Consider the following 23162-nt stretch of genomic DNA (forward strand, 5'->3'; position numbering starts at 1 on the left):
GCTGCAAGGTGGTCTCCGCGGTGCCAGGCGCCGGCGGGGCCACATACGTCTTCCAGGCCACCCTGGGCCAGGTGACCAGCCCGAAGGCGATCTTCCAGCTGGGGTGATCCCCACGCACTCCCAAGCTTCGCTTCGCTCAGCTCGGGGCCCTCGTGCGTGTGGGCCCACCCACGCACTCCCAGCGTCAGATGTAGCGGTCCAGCAGGCTCGACTCCGCCATGCGGGACAGGCCCTCGCGCACGCTGCGGGCGCGCTGCTCGCCGATGCCGTCCACTTCCATGAGGTCCTCGATGGTGGCCGCCATGAGGTACTGGAGCCCACCGAAGTGGTCCACCAGGCGGTCCGCGACGGCGCCGGGGACGGCCTTCAGCCCGGACAGCAGGCGGTAACCACGCGGCTCGACGACGGCGTCCGGTGACGCCTCGCCGCCGGCACCGGAGATGATCGCCGCGATCCGGTGCGGGTCCACGAGGTCCTGTGCGCTCAGTTCCCGCAGCAGGTGGGCCGCGTGCTCGATGTCCTCGGCGCTCGCGTCCGGTCCGGCGTAATCCCGCAGGATCACCTCACTGCCGGGGCCGCGTCCGGCCGTCAGCTCGTCCAGCTGCAGGGCCAGGAGGCGGCCGTCCACGCCGAGCTCCAGGACCAGCTGGGAGATCTCCTCCGAGATGCGCCGGACCATCTCCTGGCGCTGCAGGGTGACGGCGACGTCGCGCACGGTCACCATGGCCTCGATCTCCAGGGAGGAGAGGGCGGCGGTGACCTGGTCCAGGCGGGAGCGGTAACGCTCCAGGGTGGCCAGGGCTTGGTTGGCACGGGCGGAGACCTTCTCGGAGCCCTCCAGGACGTGGCGCAGGCCGCTGACGTAGAGGGCGATGATCTGCATGGACTGGCTCACTGAGATCACCGGGAAGCCGGTCTGCTTGGCCACCCGTTCCGCGGTACGGTGCCGGGTGCCCGATTCGGACGTCTCGATGCTGGAGTCCGGGACCAGCTGGACACCGGCCCGGATGATGTTGCTGGCGTCCTTGTCGCAGACGATGGCGCCGTCCATCTTGGCCAGCTCCCGCAGGCGCGTGGGGGAGAATTCGATGCCGATCTCGAAGCCGCCGGAGCAGATGGACTCCACCGTCTTGTCCGAGCCGAGGACGATCAGGGCACCGGTGCGGCCGCGGAGGATGCGTTCCAGGCCATCCCGCAATGCGGTTCCCGGGGCGACGCGGGAAAGCGTCGCCCGCAGCGTCTCTTCAGGTGTGCGGGCCATGAGTGGCGTTCCCCTTCCGTGCCGCTCCCGTGATGGGCGGTTCTGAAGTGCCTGCGCCCGGTGGCGCGAAGTGCACCTTTCGCGGCTGTGACCATCATAGGGTCTGGGAAGCGCGAAATCCGCATCAGGACGCCGCAAAATGGGCCATCCGGACCCTCGCGGAACAGCATGAAAAGTGCCACATGCCCCAACGCCGGGAGAGCGGCTTTCGCACCCTCCCGCCGGTGTGCGCGTCAGGCGGTGCCGGCGAGGACAGCATCCAGACGCCCGACGACGGCGGGCCAGCCGTTGCCCATGCCGTTGTAGGCCTGCTTGCCCATGGGGGAGTCCAGTGTGAAGCCCGCGTGCTCCAGGTGCAGGACGGTGCCGCCGTCGATGGCTTCCAGCGTCCAGGTCACGGTGGTGTCCAGGACGTCCTTGGCGAAGAGGAAGCGGAGTGAGACGCCAGGCTCGACGTGAAGGATTTCGCACTGCTGCGGGCCCCAGGCGCCCATGTCCAGGGTGAAGCGGTGACCCGTCACCGGTGCGATGTCGCCGGGGACCCACCAGCGGGCCAGGAGATCCGGAGCGGTGAGGGCCTCCCAGACGCGTGTGACGGGGTGCGGGAAGCGGCGGGCGAGCCGCACTGAGGTCTCTGCGAGTTCGTGGCTGATCAGGGCGTTGTCCGGGGTCCAGGTGTTCTCAGTCATAGGTTTCTCCTTGTCGGTGGTTCCGGGGTCAGTGGGAGCGGTGACGGTGTTCGTTGACTGCTCAGTTGTGGTGACTTTCCGCCCCCGCAAGCCACCACAACTGAGCACTCAACCGGAACGGGAGGGGCGCAGGGCCGGGCCGTGGCCCGGCAGAATCACATCCACCGGCTGGGAGCTGAGTTGCTCGAAACTCCGGCGGACACCGTCGTGATCGTGGGTGAAGAAGGCGGGAAGGAGCTGAGCCTGGACGGGGCCGGAGAGGAGCTCGTGGTCGCTCACCAGGGTGTCGCCGCTGATCAGGACGCGGCCGGAAGCGGTGCCGAGGAGGAACGCCGCCGAGCCTGAGGTGTGCCCGGGGCAGTGGATCACCGTGGGCCGGCCCGGGACGTCCAGGACATCGCCGTCGGAGAAGGTCCGGGCCGGTGTGACGGACAGAGGCTTGAGTGCGTCCAGGCTGATCACCATGCGCAGCCAGTTCCGGACCTTCCGCCGCACGAGCTGGCCCAGGACTTGCCCGAAGGTGACCTGCTCCCGGCGCGGACCCACCAGATTGGCCTCCTCCGCCTCGTGGCACCACACGGGGACGCCGTACTCCGCGGACAGCCGGGCCGCGCCGCCGATGTGGTCCACGTGCCCGTGCGTCACCAGAAGGGCCGTGCAGTCGGACGGCTTCAGGCCCAGCCGGGCGAACGACTCCAGGAGCAGCGGGAAATCACCCGGATACCCGCTGTCGATGAGTGTGAACGCCGGGCCGTCCGCGTCTTTGATGATCACCCAATTGGCGGAGGCTCCGCGGACCAGGAAGACTCCGGGCGTGGTCTCGGAGATGTCGGGAGAGCTCATGGCCTTCCGCCTTTCTTCAGTGCTGGAATCGTCTGCAGAGTCACGCCATTCAGCCATGGAACAGCAGCTCCAGCGCCTGTGCCAGGTGCTCCACTTCCTTGACCGTGAATCCGGCCGGGACCGGGCCGGGCCCGTTGGGGCTTGCAGGGACCACGGCGTGCGTGAAGCCCAGGCGGCTGGCCTCCTGGATCCTCTTGTTGATGCCCGGCACGGGGCGCACCTCGCCGGCCAGGCCCACCTCGCCGAACGCGATGAGCCGGCTGGAGAGCGCCTTGCCGGCCTTGGCCGAGGCCACCGCCAGCGCCACGGCCAGGTCCGTGGCCGGCTCGCTCAGCTTCACGCCGCCCACCGTCGCCACATAGGAGTCGTCCTTGTGCAGCTGGCAGCCGGCGCGCTGCTGCAGCACCGCCAGGAGCATCGCCACACGGGAGGAGTCCAGCCCGCTCGTGGCCCGCCGCGGCTGGGCGTTGGAGGACGTAGCCAGCAGGGACTGGACCTCGGCCACCAGGGGCCGCCGGCCCTCCAGCGTCACGGTGATGCACGTACCGGACACGGGCTCCTTGGTCCGGGACACGAACAGCCCGCTCGGGTCCGCCAGGCCCACGATCCCGTCCTCGTTCAGATCGAAGCAGCCCACTTCATCCGTGGGACCATAGCGGTTCTTCACGGCCCGGATCAGGCGCAGCCGGGAGTGGCGTTCGCCCTCGAACTGGCACACCACGTCCACCAGGTGTTCCAGCAGCCGGGGACCCGCGATGGAACCGTCCTTGGTCACATGCCCCACCAGCAGCGTGGTCATGTTCCTCTTCTTGGCCGCCGCGATGAGGGACGCGGCCACCTCCCGGACCTGGGAGACGCCGCCCGCGGACCCTTCCACCTCCGGGCTGCTGAGCGTCTGCACGGAGTCCACCACCAGGAGGCGGGGAGACACGCGCTCCACCTGGCCCAGGGCCTGGGACAAATCCGTCTCGGCGGACAGGTAGAGGGTGTCCGCCACGGCGTCGATCCGCTCCGCACGGAGCTTCACCTGGGCCGCGGACTCCTCGCCCGTGACGTACAAGACGTCCTGCCCGGTCCTGGCGAAGCGCGCGGCCACGTCCAGCAGCAGGGTCGACTTGCCCACGCCCGGCTCGCCGGCCAGCAGGATCACGGCCCCGGGCACCAGCCCGCCGCCCAGCACGCGGTCCAGCTCGTCGACGCCGGTGGCCAGGAAAGCCGCCGCGGCGGCGTCCACCGACGCGATGGGGAGGGCGGGCTCCAGAACCGTGGCGGCCGCCGTCGTACGCGCCACCGTGGTGCCCGTCTCCGTGACGGTGCCCCACGCCTGGCACTCACCGCAGCGGCCCACCCACTTGACGGTGGTCCAGCCGCATTCGCTGCACTTGTAGCCGGGTGCCTTGCTGCCCCGGGCGGTCTTGCCTGCCATGCCCCCAAGCCTATCGGCGGGGTCTGACACGAATTACAGATCCGGCAGGTAGTCCCGCGCCTCGGACGCCTCCACGCCCGCGGTCTCCAGAAGGTCCACCATGAGCGGCCGGAACAGCATGACCACGGTCTCGCCCTCCAGCCGGTTCACGCCCAGCAGGCGCGGGTGCAGGCGGGTGCTGAGGGCGGCCAGATCATGCCGGGCGCTGCGCAGCGCGGAGTCGCGTCCGCGTCCGTCGTCGCCCGCATAGCCGATGGCCATGACGTCCACCGCGTCCGCGGTCTCCAGCAGCACTTCCGCGATGCTGTGCGTGGCGTCATCGCTGAGGGCGGCGTGGTTGATGGCGCTGGTCAGGCGCCGGGCGAACACCCGGCAATTGCGCAGGGCCAGGTCCAGGAACTCCACGGCGTCGCCCAGCTGGGACACCTCGGAACGGTGCCGCCGGTACAGCGGGGACATGGTGGTCACCTCATCCGAGGCGCGCAGGGTCAGGCGCAGGGCGTCCAGCTGCGGCTGGCAGTTCCGGGCGCGGACCAGGGCGTGCCAGGCCAGGGTGGAGTCGCTCTCCATGAGCGCCTTGCCGCATTCGCGCAGCACTTCGGCGGTCTGCTGCATCAGGGCGCGGAGCTCCACGCGCGGTTCCTCGCGCGGGTCCCGCGGCGTCAGGAACGCCACCAGGAGGGCGAAGGTGCCGCCCACCACGGCGTCCATGCTGCGGGTGAACGGGCCGCCCGGTGGCACGGGAAGCAGCACCACCAGGACCGATTGCAGGCCCAGCTGGGTGACGAAGATGACCCCGCTGTCCAGGAAGCGGGCCAGGAGGATGGAGAACAGCAGCACGATCGCCGCCTGCCAGATCCCCGATCCGAGCCAGAGCCGCAAGAGCTCTCCCACCACGATGCCCAGCGTGCAGCCGATGCCCACCTCCAGCACGCGGCGGAGTTTGGTACCGCGGGCGAAGCCCAAGGCGATGAGGGAGGAGGTGGCTGCGAACAGCGGTCCCACATGGCCCAGTACGAACTCGGAGAAGGAATAGGCCGCGACGGCGCAGAGCGTCATCTGCAGGGCCGGCACGAGGGACTCCCGGGCCCGGATGGCACCGGTGGTGGCGCGCTCCTTCAGCTCTTTGCCAAACGACGACACGCGCATCATGCTCTTCAGCTTAATGGCCGACGACGGCGCGCGGCCGCTCCGCCGTTCACTGGGAGTTCGGTGTGGGTTCAGTAAGTGTCATTACGGCTGAGATCCGGCGAACGCAATGAGACCCGGGCAGATGTCACGCAGAGTCCATGGCCGGTTAACCCTCCGTTCACTTTTAACCACGGATCCCGTTACCTGCGCTCCCTAACTTCGTTGAAGGTACAGAAAAACGTACGTGATCGTCGGCGGACCGCAGGGCACCCAGGAGGTGCCGGCGCTTTGAACCTGGCCGGCGCGAAATCAGGAACCCTGAAAGGGAACAAAAGTGAAGGCTCTCCGCTTCGGCCGCCACGCGGCACTCGCAGTTGTCGCAGCAGGCGCTCTCGCGCTGACCGCGTGTGGCTCCGATAACGCCACCGGCACCCAGAACTCCGCCCCGGCCAGCAGCGGCCCCAAGGTCACGGGCACCCTGACCGGCGTCGGCGCCACCTCCCAGAGCGCCGCCATGGACGCCTGGAAGACCGGCTTCTCCGGCGCCAACCAGGGCGCGAACGTGCAGTACTCCCCGGACGGCTCCGGTGCCGGCCGCAAGGCCCTCCTGGACGGCTCCGCCCAGTTCGCCGGCTCCGACGCCTACCTGAAGGACGACGAGTACGCCTCCTCCAAGGCCAAGTGCGGCCCCGACGGCGCCATCAACATCCCGGTGTACATCTCCCCGATCGCCGTGGCCTTCAACCTGCCGGACGTCAAGGAGCTGAAGCTCGACGCCGACACGCTGGCCAAGATCTTCCGCGGCCAGATCACCACCTGGAACGACCCGGCCATCGCCGCGCTGAACTCCGGTGTGACCCTGCCGAGCCTGAAGATCACCCCCGTGCACCGCTCCGATGACTCCGGCACCACCACCAACTTCACCCAGTACCTGAGCGCCGCGGCCTCCACCGTGTGGACCGACAAGGCCGGCGGCCTGTGGCCGTCCTCCCTCAAGGGTGAGAACGCCAAGGGCACCTCCGGCGTGGTCAAGACCGTCACCGACACCCCCGGCGCCATCGTGTACGCGGATGACTCCGCCGTCTCCGGCAAGCTCGGTGTGGCCTCCATCAAGGTGGGCGACACCTTCGTCAAGCCGACCGCCGACGGCGCCGCCAAGGCCGTCGAGTCCGGCAAGGCCGTGGCCGGCCGCGCCCAGGGTGACCTGTCCATGACGATCGACCGCAAGAGCACCGACGCCACGGCCTACCCGCTGACCCTGGCCTCGTACCACATCGTCTGCTCCACCTACAAGGATCAGGCGACCGTGGACCTCGTCAAGGCGTTCGAGAACTACGTGGTGAGCGACGCCGGCCAGCAGGCCGCGTCCGACGCCGCCAAGTCCGCTCCGCTGAGCAAGGCTCTCCAGACGAAGGCGCAGGCCGCCATCGCAGGCATCAAGGTTCAGGGCTGATCATCCTGAGCTGACCGGTTGGTTCCCGCCCGGCATCCGCCGGACGGGAACCTTCCGGTATCCACCCGCTTCCGGCGAACCGGCCGGGCGGGAAAACCCACTGACTGGAAGGGCAGTTTAGTGAGCAGCAGCACCATGACCGGATCTTCGGCCTCAGGACGGGCCGGCGACAAGGTCTTCTCCGGCACCGCCATGGGCGCCGGAATCCTCATCCTCCTCGTCCTGTTCGGCGTGGCCGCCTTCCTGGTGGTCCAGGCCTTCCCGGCCCTCGTGGCCAAGCCCGCCGACATCCAGGGCGGCGCCGGATTCTGGGCCTACATCGCGCCCATCGTCATCGGCACGCTCATCGCCGCCGCCATCGCCCTGGTCATCGCCACGCCCGTGGCCATCGGGGTGGCACTCTTCATCTCCCACTACGCGCCGCGCCGTCTGGCCTCCGGCCTGGGTTACGTCATCGACCTCCTGGCAGCCATCCCGTCCGTGGTGTACGGCGCCTGGGGTGCCGCCTTCCTGGCCCCGGCGATCGCACCGGGCTACGCCTGGCTGGCCGCCAATCTGGGCTGGATCCCGATTTTCGCCGGACCGGCTTCCGCCACCGGCAAGGCGATCCTCACCGCCGCCATTGTGCTGGCTGTGATGATCCTGCCGATCATCACCTCCCTGTCCCGGGAGATCTTCCTGCAGACCCCCAAGCTGCACGAGGAGGCCGCCCTGGCCCTCGGCGCCACGCGCTGGGAGATGGTCCGCATGGCCGTCCTGCCGTTCGGCCGCCCGGGCATCATCAGCGCCGTCATGCTCGGCCTGGGCCGCGCGCTCGGCGAGACCATGGCCGTCGCCCTGGTGCTCTCCTCCGGCGCCCTCACCGCCAGCCTGATTCAGAGCGGCAACCAGACCATCGCGGCGGAGATCGCCCTGAACTTCCCGGAAGCCTCCGGGGTCCAGGTGAACACGCTGATCGCCGCCGGTCTGGTCCTGTTCGTCATCACGCTGGCCGTCAACATGGTGGCGCGGTGGATCATCACCAAGCACAAGGAATTCTCGGGGGCCAACTGACATGACCGCGACCATGACTCCCACGCGCCGTCGTTCCCATCTCACCAAGGGCCAGCTGCCCAAGTACGCCCCCTGGGCCGTGCTGGGCGTCGCCCTGGTCCTGGGCGCCGCGCTCATCAACCTGATCGGCTTCAACGCCTTCGGCTGGGGCATCTTCACCGCCGTGCTGTTCACCGTGGGCCTGGTGGCCTGGAGCGGGGCCGTGGAAGGCGCCCGCAAGGCCAAGGACAAGCTGGCCACCTGCCTGGTGGTGGGCTCCTTCCTGATCGCGGTCCTGCCGCTCGTCTCCGTCATCTGGACCGCGCTGGTGAACGGCATCCCCGGCCTGCTGACGCCGGGCTTCCTGGGCACGTCCATGAACGGCGTGACGGGTGCGGCGGACAACCGGGCCGTGGAGAACGGCACCAAGGTCCTGGGCGGCGTCTACCACGCCCTCATCGGCACCGTGCAGATCACCGCGGTGGCCACCATCATCTCCGTGCCAGTGGGCCTGCTGACCTCCGTCTACCTGGTGGAGTACGGCAACGACCGCCCGCTGGCCAAGGCCATCACCTTCTTCGTGGACGTCATGACCGGCATCCCGTCGATCGTGGCCGGTCTGTTCGCCGCGGCGTTCTTCTTCCTGGTCATGGGGCCCGGCACCAAGACCGGTGCCGTCGCCGCCGTCGCGCTCTCCGTGCTCATGATCCCCGTGGTGGTGCGCAGCAGCGAAGAGATGCTGAAGATCGTGCCGAACGAGCTCCGCGAGGCTGCCTACGCCCTGGGCGTGCGCAAGTGGCGCACCATTCTCAAGGTGGTGATCCCGACGGCGATCTCCGGCATCGCGTCCGGTGTCACCTTGGCGATCGCCCGCGTGATCGGTGAGACCGCGCCCATCCTGGTGACCGCCGGCTTCGCCACCGCCATCAACAACAACGTGTTCGGCGGCTGGATGGCCTCCCTTCCCACGTTCATCTACACCCAGATCCTCAACCCGACCTCGCCCTCCAACCCGGGCCCGTCGGATCAGCGCGCCTGGGGCGCCGCTCTGGTGCTGATCATCCTGGTGATGCTGCTGAATCTCATCGCCCGCTTGATCGCCAGTATTTTCGCCCCCAAAAAAGGCCGTTAGAGAAACTTTCGAAGGAACCACGCAATGAGCAAGCGCATCGACGTCAAGGACCTGAACGTCTACTACGGCAATTTCCTGGCCGTGGAGGGTGTCAACATCAACATCGAGGCCAAGTCGGTCACGGCCTTCATCGGCCCGTCCGGCTGCGGCAAGTCCACCTTCCTGCGGACCCTGAACCGCATGCACGAGGTCATCCCGGGCGCCTACGCCAAGGGTGAGGTGCTGCTGGACGGTGCGGACATCTACGGTGCAGGCGTGGACCCGGTGACGGTCCGTTCCAACATCGGCATGGTGTTCCAGCGCCCCAACCCGTTCCCCACCATGTCCATCCGGGACAATGTGCTGGCCGGCGTGAAGCTGAACAATAAGAGGATCTCCAAGGGCGAGGCCGATGCCCTGGTGGAGAAGTCGCTGCAGGGCGCCAACCTGTGGAACGAGGTCAAGGACCGTCTGGACAAGCCGGGTTCCGGCCTTTCCGGTGGCCAGCAGCAGCGTCTGTGCATCGCCCGGGCCATCGCGGTGGAGCCGGCCGTGTTGCTCATGGACGAGCCCTGCTCCGCGCTGGACCCGATCTCGACCCTGGCGGTGGAGGACCTGATCAATGAGCTCAAGGACTCCTACACCGTGGTCATCGTGACCCACAACATGCAGCAGGCCGCCCGTGTGTCCGATAAGACGGCGTTCTTCAACATCGCGGGCACCGGCAAGCCGGGCAAGCTCATCGAGTTCGCCGAGACCAGCACCATCTTCAACAACCCGAGCCAGAAGGCGACCGAGGACTACGTCTCCGGCCGCTTCGGGTGATCAGACTCCCGCCGGGCCCTTCCCCGGCGGGCATCCTCCCTCAGGAGGTCCGGAAGCCCCCATCCATGATCAGGCTGGGGGCTTTCGCGTACCTGGGGGCGGATGGGGACGACGTCGCGCGGCGGGCTGTGGGCTGTGCCGAGACAGTGGTCCCCAGCGGCTCCCAGGCCTCGCTTCGCTCGGCCCGGGCCCCTCGCCGCTGTGGGCCCCTCCGCTGAAACAGTGGGTTTAGACCACTGTTTCAGCTGAAACCCGCTGTTTCACGGGAGGAGGCCGCGGAGGAGCAGGCGGACGGGGCCGCGGACGAAGGGGCTCAGAGCAGCGCTGTGAGGGCCATCTGCACGATGAAGGCCATGGCGACGGTGGCCAGCGGGGTGGCCACCCAATAGCCGAGGATGCGGATCATGACCTTGCGGTTGGTCTCCGGGAAGCGCTGGTTGCTTCCGGCGCCCCACATGCCGGCCGTCATGGTGTGGGTGGTGGAGATGGGCCAGCCCAGGCCGATGGCACCGGCGAACTGCAGGGCGAAGCCGACCGCCTGGGTCACGAAACCGCGCAGGGGGTCCACTCGGATCATGCGGTGGCCGAGCGTGTGGGAGATCCGCCAGCCGCCGAAGAGGGTGCCCACCGTCATGGCGCCCGCGACCAGGGCCACCAGCATCGGCGCGAGCGACTGACCGTCGTCGTAACCGGCCGCGAGGAGCGCGGCCAGCATGACCAGGAAGGTGCGCTGCCCGTCCTGCAGGCCGTGGCCGAACGCCACCGCGCCGGCGGTGATGGCCTGAGCGCGGCGGAAGCGCCGGTTGACCACGCTCGGCTGGATGTTGCGGGCGATCCACATGACGGGCCAGACGAGCGCATAGGACAGGACGAAGGCGGCCACGGGGGAGACGAGGAGGGGGAGCCCGACGGCGGTCCAGAGGGCGTCTGCGGCCTGCGGGATGTCGTTGCCGCCCTTGAGGGTCGCGGCGAGGCCTGCGCCGAAGAGCCCGCCGAACAGGGCGTGGGTGGAGGAGGACGGCATGCCCTTCCACCAGGTGAGGATGTTCCACACGATCCCGGAGGCCAGAGCGGAGACCAGGAGGCTCAGCCCGGACGTCCCGGAGGGCAGGTGCATCCAGTCGGTGCCGACGGCGGCGGCGACGGGGAAGGCCAGGACGACGCCGATCAGGTTGAACAGGGCCGCCTGGAGGACCGCGACGCTGGCGGTCAGGGCGCGGGAGCGGACTGCGAAGGCGACCGCGGAGGAGACATCACGGAAGCCGTTGAGAAAGGTGAACACGGCCGTCAGCAGGACGGTCGCAGTCAGGAAGACGGGGATCACTCAGGATTCCTTGACGATGATCGCCCCCACGGCGGTGGCGACGCGGCGCATGTCCTTGGTGACCTCCACCAGCTGGTTGGCGACGTCGCGGTGCCGGATGTACTGCGCGAACTTCATGTCCTGGAGCATCTCCGCCACCCACACCCGGTGAGAGCGCTCGGCGCGTTTGGCGAGGCGGAGGATTTCGATCCAGTAGTCCTCCAGCTCGTCCAGATTGTCCAGGCGGCGCATGGCGTCCACCGTGAGTTCGGCCTGGCGGGTGATGATCTCCAGCTGGTCCGCGGCCCGGCGGGTGAGGCGCTCCAGCTTGTAGAGGGCGATGAGCTCGGCGGCGCCGTCCAGCTTCTCCATGGCGTCGTTGAGGTACCGGGAGAGGGTGAACATGTCCTCGCGTGGGAGGGTGTTGATGAAGCTGGTCCGCATGTGGGTCAGGAGCCGGTAGTGGATGTTCATCGACTCACCCTCGTGCTCGTGCATCTCCTCGACCAGACGCTCGAAGTCCGCTGCGGGGGCTCCGAGGAGTTCTGAGAGGGTTCCTGCGCCGAGGACCACCTGGCGAGCCAGCTCAGTGAGAAGTTTGAGGCCTGCAGTCTCCTGCGGGAAGAGGCTGAGTTTCACGGTCTACCGGTGTCCTTGGCTGGCGGAGGGTCTAAGGGCGTTCACGCCAACGTGATGATGGTGCCGGACCGGATACGCCTCTCGGCGGTAGGCCGCTCGAAGCGGCGAATTGTTGAAGCCCGGGGGTTTCGCGGCCCGACACCAAGTTCAGTTTTCACCCTCCGGGGTCCGGAGTCAACATTGACAGACGGCCGGGAGAGTGGTTAGTCCAAGTGCCCGTTCCGCCAGGCCTGCGCGGAGAATTCGAGGTCGTCCGCGGTGCGCACCAGGCGGTGGGAGTCGTTCGTCAGCTTGCTCCCATTGGCCTCGTTGGACAGGTCCGCGGCGTCCGCCAGGCGCGCCTGGCCGAGCGCGATCACGCGGCAGAACGCGGCGAAACGCTCCAGCGCGACGTCGAACTCGCCGTCGAACGCGCCGGAAAGGATGGCGTCCGACATGTGGCGGATCTCGTCCGCTCCGGGAGGCTCGGCGGCGCCGGCGACGATGTGTGAGACCTGCGCGCCTTCCTTGCCGGCGTTGAAGTAGAGCGCCATGCGGTCCGGGTCCTGGACGATGGCGGTGCGGAGGGCGTAGAGCCGCCAGAGGGCGCCGGGGAGCGAATGCGCGGGACTTTCGGCCCAGAGCTCGGCGATGACCTCGATGCCCTGCTTATCCGCGAGCTTGACCAGGCGCTTGGTGACCTCGGGATCGTCCGCGGCCCGGCCGTGTTTGACCAGTGCGTGGGCCGCCAGATGGGCGGCCTCGGAAACGCGCGCGGGATCGGCGCCGCCGGCGAACGGCTCGAAGTCGATAGGCGCGAAGGGCTTTGGCCTGCGGGGGCGCGGGGCCCCCTGGTTCTCGCTCATGTGCCTACGCTACGCCTGGTGGGGGCGGCGCGGAACTGCCTGGGCTGGTATGTGGAAATCCGCGACGACGGCGGCCGGGGCTGCGGTAGAGTAGTGCCGTCCCAGCTGGGACAGGAGGGCCTTTAGCTCAGTTGGTAGAGCAGTGGACTTTTAATCCATAGGTCGAGGGTTCGATCCCCTCAGGGCCCACTCTTCACGAAGCCCCGGAGCCGTCGGCTCCGGGGCTTTTGCGTTGCCCGGACAGCAAACACCACCCGTGCCACTTTCCCCGCCCATGTGGACGTTCCCCGCCGCCACAGCGCCGGGGAACGTCCGTGGACCTGGGGAAACCCGGCTGGGCCGTGAGCCGGGCCGCGCACCTCACACCCGCTGCACCAGACCTCTTATTGATCACCTGAGAAATAAATCTCGGCAGCCTCTTGAGTAAAACATTTTACTTCCCTAGATTCTTGGGCAGAGCACGGCAGTCGTGAGACAGATCACAGTCCGTGCCGGCAGCAGGACCCGAAGGAAAGCGAGAGCGCGTTGTCATCCGAACTGTATTGGAACGCCCGGTTCTTCACCGCGGACAAGCGGCGATGGGCCGAGGCACTCCTCGTCCGTGACGGGCGCATCGTCTACACCGGTTCCCTCGCCACGGCCCGCCGCCTGGCCGCAGGTGCCGCTGCGGCCGGCGCGCAGGCCGCCACCGAGATCGACCTCGACGGCGGCACCGTCCTCCCCGGCTTCGTCGACGGCCACGCCCACGTGGTCGGCACCGGAGAGGCCGCCACCCAAGTGGACCTCTGGGGCGCCAACGACGTCGCCGAGATCCAGCGCCGCATCGGCGAGTGGGCCGCCGCGCACCCCGAGGCCACCGTCATCCGCGCCCACGGCTGGAACCACGGCGCCATCCCCGGTGGCATGCCGCACCGCGCCCAGCTGGACGCCGTCGTCGCGGACCGCCCGGTCTACGCCCAGACCTACGACTTCCATTCCATCTGGCTCAACACCGCGGCGCTGGCCGAGGTCGGCATCGACGAGCACACCGTCTCCCCGCCCGGCGGCTCCGTCCACAAGGACCCGGACGGGCAGCCCACCGGCTACGTGGATGAGACCGCCATGCACCGCCTCGTCTGGCCGAAGCTGGACGACGCCGTCACCGACGCGGACCGCGACGCCGCCCTGGCCGCCGCCCTCGCCAGCTACCGGGAGATCGGCGTCACCGCCAGCACCGAGATGGCCCTGGACGAGGGCGACCTCGCCGCCATGCTGCGCGCCGACGCCGCCGGCACCCTGACCGCCCGCATCGCCGCCCACTGGCGCGTCCAGCCCACCGGGAACCTCGAGGACAACCTCGCCCAGGTGAACCGCGCCGCGGAGCTCGCCGCCGGGCACTCCTCCGAGTGGCTGCGCGTCACCGGCGTCAAGGTCATGATCGACGGCACCGTGGACGGCTGCACCGCCGCCCTCGGCGCCCCCTACGCGGACGGCAGCAGCGCCGCACCCATCTGGAGCCTGGACGAGCTCGCCCCCGTGGTCGCGGCCGCCGACGCCGCCGGCCTTCAGGTGGCCATGCACGCCATCGGCGACGAGGCCGTGCGCATCGCGATCGGCGCCGTCGAGCACGCCGTCGCGGCCAACGGGCCCGCCGAGCGCCGCCACCGGATCGAGCACCTCGAAGTCGTGGAGGCCGCGGACATCGAACGCCTCGCCGCCCTCGGCATCACCGCCAGCATGCAGCCCGTCCACTCGGACCCCGCCATCCAGGAGAACTGGCGCCGCCAGCTGGGCGACGAGCGCGTGGACCGCGGCTTCCCCTGGCCCGAGATGACCGACGCCGGCGCACCCCTGGTGTTCGGCACCGACTCGCCCACCTCGCCGCAGGCCCCGCTGCCCAATATGTTCATCGCCGCGACCCGCCGCTCCGCCCTGGAACCCGGCCTGGAGCCCAACCTCCCGCACTACGCGCTGCCCCTCGCCGACGCCGTCGAGCACGCCACGCGCGACGCCGCCTGGGCCTGCCGCGCCGAGCACGCCTACGGCCGCCTGGCCGCCGGCCTGCACGCCGACTTCATCGTCCTGGACCGGGACGTGTTCACCGGCCCCGTCGACGAACTGCTGCAGACGCGTGTGGTGCGCACCGTCGTCGGCGGCCGCACCGTCCACGAGGCGGCCGCGGACAGGGTCACGGCATGAGCGCGCAGGACGCGGCTCCCGCAAGTACGACGACGCCGAAGCCCGCCCCGCGCGGTGAGTCCGGCAAGGCGGTGGCGAAGTTCGTCGCGCAGCGCGTCGCGGGGCTGCTCGCCACTCTCTTCGTCGCCAGCCTGGTGGTGTTCGGCTCCCTGTACCTGGCCCCGGGCAATCCGCTGACCTTCCTCACCCACGGCCGCTCCATGACCCCGGACGCGATCACCCAGCTCAAGGCCCAGTACCACCTGGACGACCCGCTCTGGATGCAGTATCTCCGCTGGCTCGGCGGGGTGCTGCACGGCGACTTCGGCACCTCGATCATCTACAACCAGCCGGTGGGCGCCCTCCTGGAGACCCGCATGCAGTCCACGCTCCTGCTGGTGGTCATGGCCGCCGTCATGGTGCTGGTGTTCGGTCTGGCCATCGGCGTCTTCGCCGGGCTCAAGCCGGGTTTCCTGTCCCGCTCCGTCATGGCCGTCGCCACCGCCACCATGGCCGTCCCGACCTTCGTGGCCGCCGTGATCCTGATCCTCGTCTTCGCCGTGAACCTGGGCTGGTTCCCCGTGTTCGGCGCGGGCTCCCCGGGCCTGGACGCCGTCTATCACATGGTCCTCCCGGCCCTCGGCCTGGCGCTGGCCTCCGTGGCGTTCGTGGCCCGGCTGTCCCAGGCCGCCATCCGCCAGGAGCTCTCCTCGGACCACGTGCAGACCGCCATCAGCCGCGGCCTGGCCCGCCGGTTCATCGTCCGCCGTCATGTCATCCGCAACGCCGCCATGCCGGTGCTGACCGTGGCCGGCCTGACCATCGCGGGCCTGATCGCCGGGTCCGTGGTGGTGGAGCAGGTGTTCCAGCTGGGCGGTTTCGGCCAGTTCCTGGTCTCCAGCGTTCAGCAGAAGGACTTCCCCGTGGTCCAGGCCATCTGCATGGTGTACGTGGCCTCGTTCATCGTGCTGAACACCGTCATCGACCTCCTCTATTCGCTCCTGGACCCGCGGGTCTCCCTCGGAAGGACCGCCTCATGACCGCCCTCGCCGCCGAAGGGCGCATGGTCGCCCGCACCGCGCGCCGGATGCGCCGCACCGGGGCCCTCGGGCTCTCCGGCTGGACCGCCGTCGGCGCCCTGGTCCTCATCGTCCTCATCGCCGCCGTCGGGCCGCTGCTGAACAGCGTGGATCCCAACGCGGTCAGCCTCTCCGAGGCCTACCAGAACCCGTCGGCCGCCCACCTGCTGGGCACCGACGCCAACGGCCGGGATCTGTTCGCCCGCCTGGTGGACGGCTCACGGACCGCCCTGACCGGCCCCTTCCTGGTGGTGCTGGTCTCCACCATCCTCGGAACGTCCCTGGCCCTGGCCGCGGTGTGGTTCGGCGGCTGGTTCGACCAGGTCTCCGTCCGCGTCATGGACGCCGTGTTCGCCTTCCCCGGGCTCCTCCTGGCCATTCTGGCCACGGCCCTGTTCGGCTCCGGCCTGACCGCCGCGGTGGCCGCCCTGTCCATCGCCTACATCCCGTACATCGGCCGGATCGTGCGCAGCGCCGCGTTGCGGGAACGCAATCTGCCCTACGTCGCGGCTCTGCGTGTGCAGGGCGTGCACGGCGTGCTCATCTCGCTCAAGCACATCCTGCCCAACATCTCCGGGCTGATCGTCGCCAACGCCACGCTCGCCTTCGGCTTCGCCCTGATGGACCTGGCCGGGCTGTCCTTCATCGGCCTGGGCGTTCAGGCGCCGACGCCGGACTGGGGCGCCATGGTGGGCACCGGCATGTCCGGGATCCTGCAGGGTTTCCCGGATGAGGCGCTGTTCGCCAGTGCGCTCATCGTCATCACGGTCGCCGCCGTCAATGTGCTCGGCGACCGGCTCACCGAACGTTCGGAGGCGCTCTCATGACCGCGATGTCTCTCCTCTCCGTCGACTCCCTCACCGTGAAACTCCCGGTGGCCGGCGAAATGCGGACCGTCCTGAAGGACGTCTCCTTCGAGCTGGAACCCGGCAAGGCCCTGGGCCTGGTGGGAGAGTCCGGCTCCGGCAAGTCCATGACCGTGCGCACCATCGCCCGGCTCCTGCCGCCCGGCGCCGACGTCACCGGCCACGTCCGCTTCGACGGCACCGAGGTGTTCGACCTGCGCGGCGAGGCCCTGCGGAAGTACCGCGCCGGGGATGTGTCCATGATCTTCCAGGACGCCCGCGCCCACACCAACCCGGTGCGCCGCATCGGAGACTTCCTCACCGAGGCCCTCTGCACCAACCAGAGGATGCCGAAGAAGCAGGCCGAGGCGCGCGCCGTCGAACTCCTCGCCGAAGTGGGCATCCACAACCCGGAGCAGCGCCTGCGCCAGTACCCGCATGAGCTCAGCGGCGGGCTGCTGCAGCGCGTCATGATCGCCGCCGCGGTGGCCGTGAAGCCGCGGCTGATCCTGGCGGATGAGCCCACCACGGCCCTGGACGTCACCACTCAGGCGGAGGTCATGGTGATCCTCAAGCGCATGCAGTCCGAATACGGCATGGCCATGCTCTTCATCACCCACGACCTGGAACTTGCCAGCTCGGTCTGCGACGACACGATCGTGTTCTACGCCGGCCAGGTGGTGGAGCGGCAGCAGGCCTCCCGCCTCCACCGGGACCCACTCCACCCGTACACGGCCGCCCTGGTGCGGGCCCGCCCGGAGATCGAGCGGCGCGCAGGCCGTCTGCCCGCCCTCCCAGGACACCCGACGACGGCGTACGAGGCCCCGGACGGGTGCGCCTTCGCGCCACGCTGCGCCTTCGCCCAGGACGCCTGCCGCGTGTCCGTCCCGCCGCTGCTGCGGATCGGGGAGCAGGGCGACAGCCGCTGCGTCCGCATGCCGGAGCTGCACGGCAGCCTGCTGGCCGCCGCCGGAACCACCCAGGAGGTCACGCCGTGAACACCACCCCGCTGCTCGCCGTCGAGCATCTCGGCAAGCGCTTCGGCAAGGGCCGCCACCAGACCACCGCCGTGGCCGATGTGAGCTTCCAGCTCGCCGAAGGTGGCTCCCTGGGCATCGTGGGGGAGTCCGGTTCCGGCAAGACCACCACGGCCCGCATGATCATCGGCCTGGAGGCGCCCAGCGAGGGCCGCATCCTGTTCAAGGGCCAGGACCGCACCCAGCCGGCGCGCGGGGTGAAGGAGCTGCGGGAGCGCGGCCGGAACATCCAGATCGTCTTCCAGGACCCGTACACCTCCCTGGACCGCCGTCAGCGGATCGGCGACTGCCTGGCCGAGGTGCTCGGCGTGCACTTCCGCCTGGACCGAGAGGAGACCAAGCGACGGGTCCGGGAACTCGGGGAACTCGTGGGCCTGGACGAGCGGCAGCTCAATTCCTTGCCCAAGGCCCTTTCGGGAGGCCAGCGGCAGCGTGTCGCGATCGCCCGGGCGCTCGCCGCCGAGCCGGAGATCCTCATCCTCGACGAGGCCGTCTCCGCCCTGGACGTCTCCATTCAGGCGCAGATCCTCAACCTTCTCTCCGACATCCGTGAGGAGCGTGGCGTGAGTTACCTGTTCATCAGCCACGACCTCGCGGTCATCCGCCAGGTGTGCGACGACACGATCGTCATGCGCCACGGCGCCGTCGTCGAGCACGGCAGCACCGCCGCCGTGCTCGACGCGCCGCAACATCCCTACACCCGCCTGCTGCGCGACAGCGTGCCGCGCGACGGCTGGGACCCCGCCCTCAGCACCACCCGATCCTGATCAGGAGCAGCACATGCACATCTCAACCTCCCCCGGCCTGCGGCGCGGCAGCGCGGCGCTGGCCGCCGGCCTGATCGCCGTCGCGGCGCTCGCCGGTTGCAGCAGCAAGGCAGTCCAGTCCACGACGGCGGCGGGCGGCGGGCTGACCACCTTCAGCCCCGCCGGCAACGGCGACGTCGACAAGATCATCTGGAACGTCTTCGAGGGCGAACCCCAGACCGTGGACCCATACCACGCGGCGGACTACACGCCGAACATGATCAACTCGAACATGTGTGAGAACCTGCTCCAGCAGACCCCGGAGTTCAAGATCCAGCCGGGCCTGGCGAAGGCGTTCACCAACCCGGACCCGCTGACCTGGGTCTACGATCTGCGCGATGACGTCACCTTCTGGGACGGCAAGCCGATGACCGCGGACGACGTCGCCTACAGCCTGAGCCTGAACCTGACGGACAAGACGTCCTTCTCCAACTACCTGTACGTCAACGTCGCCTCCGTGGCGAAGACCGGCGAACACCAGGTCACCGTGAAGCTGAGCAAGCCGGACTACCTCTTCAACGAGGAGATGGCCAGCTCCGCCGGAGTGGTGGTGGAGAAGGCCTTCCATGAGAAGGCCGGCAAGAAGTTCGGCGCCCCGGACACCGGACTGATGTGCACGGGCCCTTACCAGTTCAGCAAGTGGACGCAGGGCCAGTCGATCTCCGCGACGAAGTACGACGGTTACTGGAACAAGGACCTCAAGCCCAAGGTCAAGCAGATCGACTTCACCTTCCTCACGGATGACAACGCGATCACCTCCGGCCTGCTCGCCGGTCAGATCGACGGCACCTACAACGTCCCCACCTCCGGTCTGACCCAGTTGAAGGCCTCCTCCGCCGGAAAGTACTACGAGGGCCCGGGGCCCCTGGAGACCACGCTGGTGGTCGCCAACCCGAAGGGCGCCATGGCGAACGCCGACGTCCGGAAGGCACTGCAGATGGCGATCGACTGGAAGGGCATCGGCACCCAGGTCTATGGCGGCCTCGGCGTCCCCAGCAAGCTGCAGACCCCGCCGTCGGCCTTCGGCTTCGCCAAGGATGAGCTCAACAAGCTGGCTGACTCCGTCCCCGCCGACGGAACCGCCCAGATCGACAAGGCCAAGGCCCTGCTGGCGAATGTCCCCGCGGACGTGAAGGCCCAGGAGATCAGCCTGGTGGTCCCGGCGCAGGCCGAGACCCAGCAACTGGGCGTCTCCATCAAGGACGCCGCGGACAAGATCGGCCTGAAGTTCAAGCTCAACGTGGTGCCGGCCACCGGCTACTCGAACTACCTGTATGACCCGGCCACCCGCGGGAACACCGATCTGCTCTACACCCAGTTCTGGCCGGGCATCCCCAACCCGCTGGACTGGCTGGCCACCACCGCGGTGACCGGCGGCACGTTCAACCAGTCCGGCTACAGCGGGATCGACACCCTGTTCGCCCAGGCCCGGGCCACCCAGGACACGACCGAGCGCGCCAAGCTGGTGTCCCAGGTGGAGAAGAAGCTCAACGATGAGATGAACCCGATGTTCCCGGGCGTGGAGCTCCACAACAACGTCTGGATGAACAACCGGATCAGCGGTGCCCCGGCGTCCTTCGCCTACGTCTACTACCCGTGGGCGGCACACCTGGGCGGCACCAAGTAATCCCGCCCCACAGGCCCGGCCGCACTGGGGAGGGCGAGCCGTGACAGCAAGGCCCCGGGACCGTGGCGGTCCCGGGGCCTTGTAGTGTCCGCTCCTTCATCGCCGCGCTGCTCACGACTGCGGTGCGAACACCAGCGAGTCCTCGCCGTTGCTCCAGGTGAGCTTACCGGCGTCGTACTTCAGGGTGACCGGCTTGTGCAGCAGGTCCGTCACCCACTTCTCCTGCGCGGAGTTCTCCCCGGCGCAGCCCATGGCCCCCGACGCCAGCTCTTTGACCGTCAGCACACCGTCCGTGACATCGGCTGGCCCGGAGAGCGGATTGCAGGGGGTCCGGACGGACAGCATCCGCTGGCCGCTCACCGATTCGAGCTTGACGACGACGGCGCCTTTGGCCGCCCAGGTGAGGTCCTTGCCTCCCGTGGTGCCTCCGACGCTCGCGAAGGAACCGCAGGGGGCGTCGGGAGTGAAGGTGGTGCAGTCTGCGCGGGGCGGGGTTGCGCTGGAGGGCCCGGCGGGCGTGCCCCCGCAGCCGGCGAGCAGCGGAACGGCCAGGAGCGGGATGGCGAAGCGGGTGGCTGCGCCCCGGAGTGGATGGCGTGAAATCTTCATGATCTCCCCCTTGATCGATGGGGGAAATCTACTCCGTGGCGCGGCGTTTGTCAGTGCCCGGTCCAAGGCGAGGGCCGGGCTCCGGCGGGCATAAGCTGGGGCGGTCGGGCAGCCCTGCCCGCGGATTCGGGGGAAAGACATGACCATGGAACGAGCGCCAGGCACCGCGAAGGTGATGATTCCTTTCTGGTGGCTCGCCGGTGCCGGGCTGCTGATCCTCGTGGCGCTGGCCGTCGGGATCGGCGTGTATGCCTCCTTGCCGGCCACCGTGCCGACGCACTGGGGCGCCGATGGGCGGCCGGACCGCTTTGCGGCCAAAAGCGTGTGGAGTGTGTTCGGCCCGCTCATCATGGCAGCTGCGACCGGGCTGTTCATTGTCCTTCTGACCCTCGTGATCCCGGCCATGCCGGTTCGGGGAGTCCCGTCCGGGGATCCCGCCTGGGACGCTCAGCGGTTGACGGTGGCCCGTGAATCGGGGTCGTCGCTGCTGGGGCAATTGATGTTCTGCATTGTCGCCTCGATGTGCTGGATCAGCATGGCGTCCTGGGTGCTGCCGGAACGGCCGTGGACCATCACCGTGGGCGGGGCGCTCCTCCTGGTGGCGGTGGCCGTGCTGCTGCTGCGCTTCCTCCGGAAGTGGGGCCGTCTGGAACGGGAGCGGCCCGAAGGCACGCCGTCCGTCCTGAGCGCCACCGATGACGGCCACTGGAAGGCCAAGGTGTTCTACGTGAACAAGGAGAACCCCAGGTTCCTGGTCCCACGCCGTTATGGGGTGGGTTGGACCATGAATCTGGGCCATCCGGCAGGGGCGGTGCTGGGCGGTGTGCTGCTGGTGTTCCTGGTGGGGACCGTGGCGCTGCTCCTGAGCCAAGCCGTATGACCGAGCACGCTGCTGAGGGTCTGAGATCGCTACGTTCGGCAGCGATCTCAGACCCTCGATAGCGAGCTCAGCGAAAAGGGGCTCCGTCAGACGGACAGCAGCGCTGGCTCCACGCCGGCCGCCCGGAACGCCGTGTCCAACCGGGCCGCCGTGTCCGTGCCGATGCGGACACCGCCGTCCACGTGCATGTAGCCGGCGCCCTGGATGTCGGAGCTGGCGAAGAACAGCGGCCCCACGGGCTCGTTCTGCAGATGGCCCCAGCGGCTCAGGCCGCCCAGATCATAGCTGGCTGCGTACGCGCCGCGGGTCCACTCCTCGGAACCCCAGTCCGAGAGGTAGAACGCGATCGGCTCCAGCGCCTGCTCCCCGAAGTACGCGGCGAAGGATTCCAGCACCGCCCGGCGGCGCTCCTCCTCCGGCAGGGCCCAGATATCCTCGGCGCGCTCGCCGACGATGAAGCCCACGATCATTCCATGTTCGTCCCCGGCCACCGTGTTGTCGTACACCTCGCAGACGCGCTCATGAGATGCGAACCCGGTCCCGGACAGCCCGTCCTCCCGCCAGAACGGCGTGGGGTATGCGGCCTGCGCCTTGATGACCAGGCCCATCGACTGGTGCTGGTGCGCCACCAGGCGCGGGCGGGGGAGTGCGGGGACGTACTCGATGGCGGAGTACAGGTTCGGCGGGACGGCGACGACGGCGAAGCGCGCCGTCACGGTCACCCGGTCGCCGTGGGCGGTCACCCGGCCCGGCTGCCCGTCGGCTGCCGCCCCCTCCTCGCCGGCCGCCCACTCGAGGCGCCGCACCGGCGTGCCGAGGTGCACCACGTCGTCGCCCAGTTCCGCGGCGATCTGTTCGGAGACGGACTGCATGCCGCCCACCACGCGCTCGTCCAGCAGGATGCCCTCGTCGATGAGGTGCTCGAACTTCTCCGCGGACGCCACCATGAGCATGGCCTGCAGCACGGAGAAGGTGTGGGAGTGCTTGGTGAGCATGCCGGCCGCGATGTAGTGGTCCACGATCCGGATGGCTTCCTCATCCTCGGAGAGGGAGTGGAGCCAGCTGCTGAACTGGATCCGGTCCAGCTCGGCGGCGCGTGGGTGCTCCCACGGCGCGGCGGCGTCGATCTGCGAGGCCAGCTCGTCCAGGGCTTCCACCAGCCGGTCGATCTCGGCCAGCGTGGATTCACCCACCGGGAAGTCGCCCTGGAAGGTGTGGCGCGCGCCGTCGCGGGAGATGTAGACGGAGTCGCCCTCGCGGTACCGCTGGAAGGTCTCCTTGCCGAGCTCCCGCAGCAGGGCCTTGAGCGCGTCCTGGTCCGAGGACACCCACTGGCCGCCGATTTCGAAGAACTCGCCGTCGATCGTGTCGGACCAGGTGCGGCCGCCCACGCGCTCGCGGGCCTCCAGGACGGCGACGCTGCGCCCGGCCTGTGTCAGGCGGCGGGCGGTCATGAGGCCGGAGATGCCGGCGCCGATGACGACGACGTCGCGCTCCAGCACCTTCTTTCCGGCGTGCGGTTCGGGGGTGGTGGGGTCAGTCGTGGTCACGGGCGGTCCTAACG

At 69.0% G+C, this 23162-nt stretch carries 21 protein-coding genes and 1 tRNA gene; 12 read left to right on the plus strand and 10 right to left on the minus strand.

The features are described 5' to 3' along the window. Window positions 1-184: 184 nt before the first annotated feature. The 5 genes from disA to Q9R02_RS07630 form a co-directional block, all read right to left on the minus strand. Window positions 185-1261: a DNA integrity scanning diadenylate cyclase DisA gene (gene disA, locus Q9R02_RS07610; RefSeq protein WP_305996053.1), complete on the minus strand. Its 1077-nt coding sequence runs from the start codon at window positions 1259-1261 to the stop codon at window positions 185-187. Between the two features lie 233 nt (window positions 1262-1494). Next, window positions 1495-1950 (minus strand): SRPBCC family protein, encoded by a 456-nt coding sequence (locus Q9R02_RS07615; RefSeq protein ID WP_305996054.1) that lies wholly within the window; start codon window positions 1948-1950, stop codon window positions 1495-1497. 108 nt (window positions 1951-2058) lie between these two features. Next, window positions 2059-2793, minus strand: coding sequence for an MBL fold metallo-hydrolase (locus tag Q9R02_RS07620; protein ID WP_305996055.1), 735 nt, complete (start codon window positions 2791-2793; stop codon window positions 2059-2061). 49 nt (window positions 2794-2842) lie between these two features. Continuing rightward, window positions 2843-4219 carry a DNA repair protein RadA gene (gene radA / locus Q9R02_RS07625; RefSeq protein WP_305996056.1) on the minus strand — a complete coding sequence of 459 codons (1377 nt, stop codon included), beginning with the start codon at window positions 4217-4219 and terminating at the stop codon, window positions 2843-2845. A 33-nt stretch (window positions 4220-4252) separates the two neighbouring features. Next, window positions 4253-5371 carry an FUSC family protein gene (locus tag Q9R02_RS07630; RefSeq protein WP_342006891.1) on the minus strand — a complete coding sequence of 373 codons (1119 nt, stop codon included), beginning with the start codon at window positions 5369-5371 and terminating at the stop codon, window positions 4253-4255. Between the two features lie 313 nt (window positions 5372-5684). On the opposite strand from Q9R02_RS07630, the gene pstS reads away from it, so the two are divergent. From pstS to pstB, 4 genes are all read left to right on the plus strand, one after another. Further along, window positions 5685-6803 carry a phosphate ABC transporter substrate-binding protein PstS gene (pstS, locus tag Q9R02_RS07635; RefSeq protein WP_305996057.1) on the plus strand — a complete coding sequence of 373 codons (1119 nt, stop codon included), beginning with the start codon at window positions 5685-5687 and terminating at the stop codon, window positions 6801-6803. A gap of 135 nt (window positions 6804-6938) precedes the next feature. Continuing rightward, window positions 6939-7856, plus strand: a complete 918-nt coding sequence (gene pstC / locus Q9R02_RS07640) for a phosphate ABC transporter permease subunit PstC (RefSeq protein ID WP_425279234.1) — start codon at window positions 6939-6941, stop codon at window positions 7854-7856. 1 nt (window position 7857) lies between these two features. Next, the gene (gene pstA / locus Q9R02_RS07645) at window positions 7858-8967 is read left to right on the plus strand and encodes a phosphate ABC transporter permease PstA (RefSeq protein ID WP_305996059.1); all 1110 of its coding nucleotides are present in this window, start codon (window positions 7858-7860) and stop codon (window positions 8965-8967) included. A 24-nt stretch (window positions 8968-8991) separates the two neighbouring features. Beyond that, the gene (pstB, locus tag Q9R02_RS07650; RefSeq protein WP_305996060.1) at window positions 8992-9771 is read left to right on the plus strand and encodes a phosphate ABC transporter ATP-binding protein PstB; all 780 of its coding nucleotides are present in this window, start codon (window positions 8992-8994) and stop codon (window positions 9769-9771) included. A 313-nt stretch (window positions 9772-10084) separates the two neighbouring features. On the opposite strand, the gene Q9R02_RS07655 is transcribed toward pstB, so the two are convergent. The 3 genes from Q9R02_RS07655 to Q9R02_RS07665 all read right to left on the minus strand — a co-directional run bounded on the left by Q9R02_RS07655 (window position 10085) and on the right by Q9R02_RS07665 (window position 12558). After that, entirely contained in the window at window positions 10085-11095 is a 1011-nt protein-coding gene (locus tag Q9R02_RS07655; protein WP_305996061.1) for an inorganic phosphate transporter, read from the minus strand. Then, window positions 11096-11713, minus strand: a complete 618-nt coding sequence (locus Q9R02_RS07660) for a DUF47 domain-containing protein (RefSeq protein ID WP_305996062.1) — start codon at window positions 11711-11713, stop codon at window positions 11096-11098. A 203-nt stretch (window positions 11714-11916) separates the two neighbouring features. Continuing rightward, a complete protein-coding gene (locus Q9R02_RS07665; protein ID WP_305996063.1) occupies window positions 11917-12558 on the minus strand; it encodes a hypothetical protein in 642 nt (213 codons plus the stop codon). Between the two features lie 116 nt (window positions 12559-12674). On the opposite strand from Q9R02_RS07665, the gene Q9R02_RS07670 reads away from it, so the two are divergent. The 7 genes from Q9R02_RS07670 to Q9R02_RS07700 all read left to right on the plus strand — a co-directional run bounded on the left by Q9R02_RS07670 (window position 12675) and on the right by Q9R02_RS07700 (window position 20109). After that, window positions 12675-12747 (plus strand) — tRNA-Lys (locus tag Q9R02_RS07670). A gap of 336 nt (window positions 12748-13083) precedes the next feature. After that, on the plus strand, window positions 13084-14736 hold the full coding sequence (locus tag Q9R02_RS07675; RefSeq protein WP_305996064.1) for an amidohydrolase: 1653 nt from the start codon (window positions 13084-13086) through the stop codon (window positions 14734-14736). Further along, on the plus strand, window positions 14733-15755 hold the full coding sequence (locus Q9R02_RS07680; RefSeq protein ID WP_305996065.1) for an ABC transporter permease: 1023 nt from the start codon (window positions 14733-14735) through the stop codon (window positions 15753-15755). The genes Q9R02_RS07675 and Q9R02_RS07680 overlap by 4 nt, the downstream gene beginning before the upstream one ends. Beyond that, window positions 15752-16621 (plus strand): ABC transporter permease, encoded by an 870-nt coding sequence (locus tag Q9R02_RS07685; RefSeq protein ID WP_305996066.1) that lies wholly within the window; start codon window positions 15752-15754, stop codon window positions 16619-16621. Before Q9R02_RS07680 ends, Q9R02_RS07685 begins: the two co-directional genes overlap by 4 nt. Then, entirely contained in the window at window positions 16618-17637 is a 1020-nt protein-coding gene (locus Q9R02_RS07690; RefSeq protein ID WP_305996067.1) for an ABC transporter ATP-binding protein, read from the plus strand. The genes Q9R02_RS07685 and Q9R02_RS07690 overlap by 4 nt, the downstream gene beginning before the upstream one ends. After that, complete coding sequence (locus Q9R02_RS07695) at window positions 17634-18443, plus strand: ABC transporter ATP-binding protein (RefSeq protein ID WP_305996068.1); 810 nt, start codon at window positions 17634-17636, stop codon at window positions 18441-18443. Before Q9R02_RS07690 ends, Q9R02_RS07695 begins: the two co-directional genes overlap by 4 nt. 13 nt (window positions 18444-18456) lie before the next feature. After that, window positions 18457-20109, plus strand: a complete 1653-nt coding sequence (locus tag Q9R02_RS07700; protein WP_305996069.1) for an ABC transporter substrate-binding protein — start codon at window positions 18457-18459, stop codon at window positions 20107-20109. Window positions 20110-20220: 111 nt separating this feature from the next. Here Q9R02_RS07700 and Q9R02_RS07705 read toward each other — a convergent pair whose 3' ends face one another. Continuing rightward, a complete protein-coding gene (locus Q9R02_RS07705) occupies window positions 20221-20718 on the minus strand; it encodes an META domain-containing protein (RefSeq protein WP_305996070.1) in 498 nt (165 codons plus the stop codon). A gap of 145 nt (window positions 20719-20863) precedes the next feature. Here Q9R02_RS07705 and Q9R02_RS07710 point away from each other — a divergent pair, with 145 nt between their 5' ends. Then, window positions 20864-21598 (plus strand): DUF1648 domain-containing protein, encoded by a 735-nt coding sequence (locus Q9R02_RS07710; protein WP_305996071.1) that lies wholly within the window; start codon window positions 20864-20866, stop codon window positions 21596-21598. A gap of 86 nt (window positions 21599-21684) precedes the next feature. On the opposite strand, the gene Q9R02_RS07715 is transcribed toward Q9R02_RS07710, so the two are convergent. Further along, complete coding sequence (locus Q9R02_RS07715; RefSeq protein WP_305996072.1) at window positions 21685-23148, minus strand: flavin monoamine oxidase family protein; 1464 nt, start codon at window positions 23146-23148, stop codon at window positions 21685-21687. Window positions 23149-23162 lie beyond the last annotated feature (14 nt).

The organism is Arthrobacter horti (assembly GCF_030731045.1).
Classification (GTDB): Bacteria; Actinomycetota; Actinomycetes; order Actinomycetales; family Micrococcaceae; genus Arthrobacter_E; species Arthrobacter_E nanjingensis.

Excerpts from the sequence above, each read along its gene's own strand:
- disA (WP_305996053.1), bottom strand. The coding sequence starts at position 1,261 with ATGGCCCGCACACCTGAAGAGACGCTGCGGGCGACGCTTTCCCGCGTC.
- Q9R02_RS07615 (WP_305996054.1), bottom strand. The coding sequence starts at position 1,950 with ATGACTGAGAACACCTGGACCCCGGACAACGCCCTGATCAGCCACGAA.
- Q9R02_RS07620 (WP_305996055.1), bottom strand. The coding sequence starts at position 2,793 with ATGAGCTCTCCCGACATCTCCGAGACCACGCCCGGAGTCTTCCTGGTC.
- radA (WP_305996056.1), bottom strand. The coding sequence starts at position 4,219 with ATGGCAGGCAAGACCGCCCGGGGCAGCAAGGCACCCGGCTACAAGTGC.
- Q9R02_RS07630 (WP_342006891.1), bottom strand. The coding sequence starts at position 5,371 with ATGATGCGCGTGTCGTCGTTTGGCAAAGAGCTGAAGGAGCGCGCCACC.
- pstC (WP_425279234.1), top strand. The coding sequence starts at position 6,939 with ATGACCGGATCTTCGGCCTCAGGACGGGCCGGCGACAAGGTCTTCTCC.
- pstA (WP_305996059.1), top strand. The coding sequence starts at position 7,858 with ATGACCGCGACCATGACTCCCACGCGCCGTCGTTCCCATCTCACCAAG.
- pstB (WP_305996060.1), top strand. The coding sequence starts at position 8,992 with ATGAGCAAGCGCATCGACGTCAAGGACCTGAACGTCTACTACGGCAAT.
- Q9R02_RS07665 (WP_305996063.1), bottom strand. The coding sequence starts at position 12,558 with ATGAGCGAGAACCAGGGGGCCCCGCGCCCCCGCAGGCCAAAGCCCTTC.
- Q9R02_RS07680 (WP_305996065.1), top strand. The coding sequence starts at position 14,733 with ATGAGCGCGCAGGACGCGGCTCCCGCAAGTACGACGACGCCGAAGCCC.
- Q9R02_RS07685 (WP_305996066.1), top strand. The coding sequence starts at position 15,752 with ATGACCGCCCTCGCCGCCGAAGGGCGCATGGTCGCCCGCACCGCGCGC.
- Q9R02_RS07690 (WP_305996067.1), top strand. The coding sequence starts at position 16,618 with ATGACCGCGATGTCTCTCCTCTCCGTCGACTCCCTCACCGTGAAACTC.
- Q9R02_RS07700 (WP_305996069.1), top strand. The coding sequence starts at position 18,457 with ATGCACATCTCAACCTCCCCCGGCCTGCGGCGCGGCAGCGCGGCGCTG.
- Q9R02_RS07705 (WP_305996070.1), bottom strand. The coding sequence starts at position 20,718 with ATGAAGATTTCACGCCATCCACTCCGGGGCGCAGCCACCCGCTTCGCC.
- Q9R02_RS07710 (WP_305996071.1), top strand. The coding sequence starts at position 20,864 with ATGGAACGAGCGCCAGGCACCGCGAAGGTGATGATTCCTTTCTGGTGG.